Origin of the sequence: Aurantimicrobium sp. (assembly GCF_036667855.1) — a bacterium.
GTDB lineage: Bacteria > Actinomycetota > Actinomycetes > Actinomycetales > Microbacteriaceae > Aurantimicrobium.
Window position 1 is genome coordinate 1 of the sequence record NZ_JAVWTF010000055.1, and the last position, 6,901, is coordinate 6,901.

General features: G+C 55.6%; 5 protein-coding genes. 3 read left to right on the forward strand and 2 right to left on the reverse strand.

Translation table 11 applies throughout. The features are described from left to right. Window positions 1–605: aminotransferase class I/II-fold pyridoxal phosphate-dependent enzyme (locus RR877_RS09030; RefSeq protein WP_332627971.1), on the forward strand; the 605-nt coding region annotated here is incomplete at its 5' end. Between the two features lie 12 nt (window positions 606–617). On the opposite strand, the gene RR877_RS09035 is transcribed toward RR877_RS09030, so the two are convergent. After that, on the reverse strand, window positions 618–1,823 hold the full coding sequence (locus RR877_RS09035) for an MFS transporter (RefSeq protein WP_110234325.1): 1,206 nt from the start codon (window positions 1,821–1,823) through the stop codon (window positions 618–620). A 239-nt stretch (window positions 1,824–2,062) separates the two neighbouring features. Here RR877_RS09035 and RR877_RS09040 point away from each other — a divergent pair, with 239 nt between their 5' ends. Further along, window positions 2,063–4,564 (forward strand): ribonucleoside-diphosphate reductase subunit alpha, encoded by a 2,502-nt coding sequence (locus RR877_RS09040; RefSeq protein ID WP_332619055.1) that lies wholly within the window; start codon window positions 2,063–2,065, stop codon window positions 4,562–4,564. 236 nt (window positions 4,565–4,800) lie between these two features. Next, entirely contained in the window at window positions 4,801–5,781 is a 981-nt protein-coding gene (locus tag RR877_RS09045; protein WP_277494776.1) for a ribonucleotide-diphosphate reductase subunit beta, read from the forward strand. Window positions 5,782–5,840: 59 nt separating this feature from the next. Here RR877_RS09045 and RR877_RS09050 read toward each other — a convergent pair. Further along, the coding region (locus RR877_RS09050) for a DUF3418 domain-containing protein (RefSeq protein WP_332627972.1) at window positions 5,841–6,901 on the reverse strand (1,061 nt) is incomplete at its 5' end.

Consider the following 6,901-nt stretch of genomic DNA (forward strand, 5'->3'; position numbering starts at 1 on the left):
AGCTCACCACCTTGGCCACGCTCGCCAATAAGCACGGCATCCGCATTCTCTCGGATGAAATTCACGCTCCGTTGACTATGCCTGGCTACGAGTTCATCTCGATCCTGGACATTCCTGAGGCGGCAGATGCCATCGTGGTCACCAGTGCCTCCAAGTCCTATAACCTCGCCGGTCTCAAGGGCGCTTTGATTGTGACGAATAAGGAATCGTCAGAATTCGTCCGCAGCATGAAGGTTGAGTACCTGGAAGCTCCTAGCCACTTGGGCACGATTGCCCACGTCGCTGCCTTGCGCGGTGGCGATGAGTGGATAGCTGCCGTGAACAAAGATATTGACCGTAACCGTCACCTCGTGACCGAACTAGTGAACACCTTCCTGCCCGGTGCGAAATACACCCCGGTTGAAGCCACTTATTTGGCGTGGGTGGACTGCCGAGCTTTGGGGCTAGGTGATGACCCGGGACAGGTCTTCCTCGAAAAGGGCAAGGTTGCCTTCTCGAGCGGTCATGTCTTTGGAGAAGGTGGCGAAGGCCACATTCGCGTGAACATGGCAACCAGCCCAGAAATCCTGACGGAAGCATTCCGTCGGGCGTCGCTGGCTCTATAAAACTGCCGCTCTTTAGCTAATAGTTTCTACCGGGCCAGTATCGGGCAGCGGAGCCCCGTGGCCTCCACGGAGGTCGGGGCTCCAGCGGAATGTTCCTAAAGCACCAATGGCGGTAATGAGGGCAAAAAGTGTTGCGGCAATGATCGCAGTTTGTGCACCAAAGTGGTCAATACACAGACCGGCCACGGCGGAACCTAAGCCTGCACCGATGAGCTGGCCACTGCCAATCCACGCGTAGGACTCGGCGGTTTCACTGAACTTCATAGTGGCGCTCACATTGGCAAAGAGCACCGTGAGGGCAGGGGCAACACCTAGACCTGAGATAAACAGGGTGACAGCGAGCCACCAGAAGTCAGACGAAAGTGATGCAGCGGCAAGTCCAGCAAAGACCAACAGAAGTCTGCGCGTCATAGACCAGGGGGCAATTTCGCGGTGGCCCCAGGCTAGGCCTCCCACGAGGGAACCCAGGGCGTAGATGGCCAGAATCCATCCAGCTTCGGGGCCATCCTCACCAAAGAGGCCAATAATTCCTGCCTCCACGGCAGCAAAGCAGGCAACCAGGGTCAGGCCCAGCAGGGTGGAAATAATGACCGGTGGCCTGGAGAGCACGCCGCCGAGGCGACGCTTGCTCATGGGAATGCGAACCTGACCTACCGAAGGTGAGGTAATAAACCACAGCCCGCCGGCAGCGAGGAAAGCCATTGCTGCCAACACTGCTTCCACGCTGCCCACGCGGAGTGCAACAAAGGTGGTGAGCACGGGGCCCACAATCCAGATGATTTCCTGAGCGGAAGCATCCAGGGAAAACAGGGGTGTGAGTAGGCGATTAGGAACCAGCTTGGGATAGATGGTGCGCACGGCGGGCTGGATGGGTGGGAAGGAACATCCACCGATAAAGCCGAGAACGACAAGTGCGGGGACAGACAGCGGGAAGATTGCCATCGACGACAAGGTAATCACTGCAACTATTGTCATCACCGACAGGAGTGGGCGCATGCCCCAGCGTGCCATCAGTCGTGAACTAATGGGGCCTGCAATGGCTTCGCCCAGGCTGATAGCGGCAACGACCAAACCAGCCGCCGCATAGGAGTGGTGAACCTGCTCCACGTGGATCAAGAAGGCGATGGAGAGCATTCCGTGGGGGAATCTGGCCAAAAGTTGCGACAACAAAACACGGGTTACGCCTCTAACCCGCAGTAGTTCTAGATAAGTTTTCACAACCTCTCCACTCTAGCTGGGCGCTTCCCCGCACTGCTGAGTGTCCGTGGCTGCTCAGATGATGGTTTTCAGTACAGAAAGCGATTAAAAGGGGTGTTGATATGTGCATAAATGAGGAAAAGTTATCCACAACTGGGGATGACACGCCCACAACATCTAGGGATTCATTTTCACCCCCAACCCCTTATATAGTGGTCAAGCACCAAGAGCAGATAAATCACGAGGAAGAGACAACAGACGTGGGAATCACCGTCGTAAAGCGCAACGGACAGCGCGAGCAGTATGACGCCAACAAGATCAACATGGCGATCGAAGAGGCAACACATGGCCTCCACGACAACATTGCGTGGGTAACCCAGATTGCTACTGAGCTCGAAATCACTCTGTTTGACGGAATTACCACTCAGCAGCTGGATGAAGCAGTTATCCAGGTTGCACTGCAGAACGTCAAGGATGACCCTGCATTCGACGTTGTTGCTGCTCGTCTTCTGCTCAAGACCATCTACAAGCGCGTACTGGGTGACTTCTCTACCCCTGAACAGCTCAAGAAGCTGCACCGCGAACACTTTGCGGAGAACATGAAGCGCGGCGTTGAGGAAGGTCTGCTCGACCCACGCCTGACCGAACTCTTCGACCTCGACGCTCTCGCTGCTGAGATTGACCCCAGCCACGATGACCTGCTCAAGTACATCGGTGTTGTCACCCTCAACAACCGTTACGCCATCAAGGGCCGTAACGGTGACCCACTTGAGGTTCCTCAGTACTTCTGGATGCGTATCTCCATGGGTCTGTCTCTGAACGAGAAGAACCCCACCGAGCACGCGATCAAGTTCTACAACAAGATGAGCCAGCTCGAATACCTCGCAGCAGGTTCAACTTTGGTCAACGCCGGAACCATCTACCCTCAGCTTGCTAACTGCTTCGTTCTCGAAATGCAGGACGACATGGAGCACATCGCGAAGACCACGCGCGACGTCATGTGGCTGACCAAGGGCACCGGTGGTATTGGTCTGTCCGTGACCAAGCTTCGTTCACAGGGTTCGCCCATCCGTTCGAACAACACCACTTCGACCGGTCCTATCCCCTTCATGCACACCATTGACTCGATTCTTCGTGCGGTCAGCCGTGGTGGTAAGAAGTTCGGTGCTCTCTGCTTCTACATGGAGAACTGGCACATGGACTTCCCCGAGTTCCTTGACCTTCGTCAGAACTCTGGTGACCCCTACCGTCGTACCCGTACCGCGAACACCGCCGTATGGATCTCTGACGAGTTCATGAAGCGCGTTCAGAACGACGAAGACTGGTACCTCTTTGACCCACTCGAGGTCACCGATCTCAACGAGCTCTACGGCAAGGCCTTCTCCGAGCGCTACAACTTCTACGTAGCTGAGGCAGAAGCTGGCCGCATCAACCTCTACAAGAAGATCGGTGCCAGAGAGCAGTTCAAGCAGATCCTGATTTCCCTCCAGTCCACCAGCCACCCCTGGTTGACCTGGAAGGACACCATCAACCTGCGTGCCCTCAACAACAACACCGGCACCATTCACTCCTCGAACCTCTGCACCGAAATCACGCTGCCTCAGGATGAGGACAACGTCTCGGTATGTAACCTGGCTTCGATCAACCTCTCTCGTCACCTCACCGACGACAACAAGGTTGACTTCGCCAAGCTTGCAGAAAGCGCCAAGCTTGCTGTTCGCCAGCTCGACAACCTGATCGACATCACCCGTTCCTCTGTTGAAGAAGCTGACTTCTCCAACAAGGAGAACCGTGCCGTTGGTCTGGGTCTGATGGGCTTCACCGACATCGTGGAGCGCCTTGGCTACTCCTACGAGTCCGAAGAGGCCTACGACCTCATCGACGTCATCACCGAGCACATCTCCTACGCAGCCATCGAGGCTTCGGCAGAGCTCGCCCAGGAGCGTGGCGCATACAAGAACTTCGCAGGTAGCCGCTGGTCACAGGGTCTCGTACCCTTCGACAGCATCGACCTTACCGAAGCAGACCGTGGCGTCCCCATCACCGTCAACCGCAACACCACCCTTGACTGGGATGCACTGCGGGCCAAGGTCAAGAACGGTGTTCGCAACGCAACCCTGATGGCGATTGCACCAACCGCGTCCATCGGTCTCGTTGCCGGAACCACTCCTGGTCTGGACCCACAGTTCTCACAGATCTTCAGCCGTGCAACCAGCTCGGGCAAGTTCCTTGAGGTCAACCGCAACCTTGTTGCTGACCTCCAGAAGCTCGGCCTCTGGGAGACCGTCCGTGAAGACCTGCTGCGTAACCAGGGTGATGTTCAGAACCTGCCTCAGGTGCCTGACCACATCAAGGCGGTCTACAAGACCAGCTTCCAGCTCTCGCCCTTCTCCTTCATTGAAGTTGCAGCGCGTGCACAGAAGTGGATTGACCAGGCCATTAGCCGCAACATGTACCTGGAAACCCGCGACCTCGGCGAAATGATGGAGATCTACTCCGAAGCATGGAACCGTGGCGTGAAGACCACCTACTACCTACACATGAAGCCTCGCCACACCGCTGAGCAGTCCACCGTGAAGGTGAACAAGTCGGAAGACATCAACGCTGGTGGCGGCGCACCCAAGAAGGGCTTCGGCTTCGGCAGTGGCTCGGGTGCAAACCCAGAACCTCACGCTGTTTCAGCAGTAGCTGAAGCAGAGCCAGCAGTAGCAGCTCCAGCTCGTAAGGGCTTCGGATTCGGCGCAGCTGGAGGTGGAAACTAATGAACTACACCACTTCAGTAGACGAATACGTTGTTCCCGTCGACCCTATGGACGAACTTCAGTGTGACTCCTGCCAGTAGGCAAGATCACTCTGGACCACAGACACCCCTGCAACACCAGCACCATCTGTAACAACCCCGCCGCACCCCACTCCAAGGCAAGATTCACCCGAATCGAACCCCCGCGGGAAACAACAGATCACCACACATATTTAGACGACTAAAAGGAGAAACACCATGGGTATTCTCGGCACCGGAGTCCAGGAAGGACTCCTACTCAAGCCCGTCACCTACAAGTGGGCGATGGACCTTTACGACCAGGCAGTAGCAAACACCTGGTTCCCTAACGAAATCCAGCTCGGCGAAGACATCGCTGACTTCAAGAAGATGACGGATGAAGAACGTCACGCCATCACCTTCTTGATGAGCTACTTCAACCCCAACGAGCTTCTCGTGAACAAGGCACTCGCCTTTGGCGTGTACCCCTACGTGAACGCTCCTGAGGCTCACCTTTACCTCGCTAAGCAGATGTGGGAAGAAGCAAACCACTGCATGAGCTTCGAGTATGTTCTCGAAACATTCCCCATTGACCGTGAAGCTGCCTACAGCTCTCACGTCAAGGTGCCTTCCATGGCTCGTAAGGAAGAGTTCGAGGTCAGCTTCATCAAGCGCATGACCGAGCAGACTCTCGACATCACCACCACCGAGGGCAAGAAGGACTTCGTTCGCAACCTCGTTGCCTACAACGTCATCCTCGAGGGCATCTGGTTCTACTCAGGCTTCATGGTTGCTCTGAGCTTCCGCCAGCGCAACCTGCTGCGTAACTTCGGTTCGCTGATGGACTGGGTTGTTCGCGATGAGTCGCTTCACCTCAAGTTCGGTATCAACTTGATCCTCACCGTTCTGGAAGAAAACCCAGACCTGCAGACCGAAGAGTTTGCAGCAGAGATCAAGCAGATGATTCTCGACGCAGTGGAGATGGAGTCGGAATACAACCGCGACCTTCTCCCCAACGGCATCCTGGGCCTGAACTCGAACTACATCAACCAGTACGTGAAGTACCTGGCTGACCGTCGTCTCGAGGAGCTCGGCTTCGAAGCAGAGTACAAGGTCTCGAACCCTGCAAAGTGGATGGCTACCGCCAACGACACTCTGCAGTTGGTCAACTTCTTCGAGTCGACCAACACCAGCTACGAGTCGAACGGTGCGACTGCTTAGTCCCCGCTAAAACTCGAACAGAGTTAAGGGCTCTCCTGATTACAGGAGGGCCCTTTTCTTTACCCCAGTGCTTTCTTGATTCTTTGCAATGAGACGGGTTCTGCAGTTCCGAGGCTCTGAGCAAACAGGCTCACTCTAAATTCCTCAATCATCCAGCGAACCCTAACCTGGGATGCTGGGGAATGTGGTGCGAGTGGAATCTTGCCCCCGGCAGCTTCAAAGAGATTTAAGGCTTGGTCGAGTTCTACGGTTGCTGCTCTGTCTCGACCAGCGTCTTCAAGCATGCGTTGAATGCGCATGGTGATGGCCCGGACGTAAATCAGGATGCGAGGGAGTCTAGCTAGTCCCGCATTGCTCATGAAGTTGGGCTGCAGGAGCTGTTCGAGGTGGGCCTTTTCTTGAGTAAGCACTGCCAAGTAGGTCATGGGGTTTGCAGACGCCATGGCCTTGGTGGCATCTCTGGCAGCGCTCAAGATGCGTGCCGTTTGTGACACCGCGTCAAAGATATTGTCCATAATGGCGCCCTGGACACGGTCCCTCAGAGTTTCAAACTCTGCCTTCTGGAAGATCATGCCGTCTTCACGCATGGAGAAGAGAACACTGTCCACGCTGGCAGCAATGGCATCTGTGATGAGCGCACTGAGGTTGGGATAGGGACTCTGGGTGAGGATCAGTTTCTCTTGAGCAGTGAGATGTTCCTGCACATACTTCGCAGGTGAAGGAACTGCTGCAATAACGAGTGCTCTGGTTCCCAGAGGGTGTTCACGCTTTTGGTCTGCTTCGGTGGCCATGAGTCTGATGTTGACCTCTTGACGCACTGTGCCAGGGTTGGTGACGACTAGTGCTGGGTATGCACGCACAGTGTTGCCACCGTGCTGGGCATCCACAGTTCGTGGTAGCTCAGCAAAGTCCCAACTGGTGAGACCATCTCGTTCGAGTGGTGAGGTCACGCGCTCTGCAACTTCTGCGACAGCATCTCTGGACTTCGCTGCCAGACCTCGCTGGAGTTTCTCAAGGTTCTTGTCTGTGCCCATGTTCTTGCCGGTGCTGCCCATGACTCTGTAGGTCATGCGCAGGTGATCGGGAAGCCTGAGCGGATCAAAGTCTTCGGCGGTGACGA

Coding starts and splice junctions, on each gene's coding strand:
- RR877_RS09045 (WP_277494776.1), top strand. CDS start 4,801: ATGGGTATTCTCGGCACCGGAGTCCAGGAAGGACTCCTACTCAAGCCC.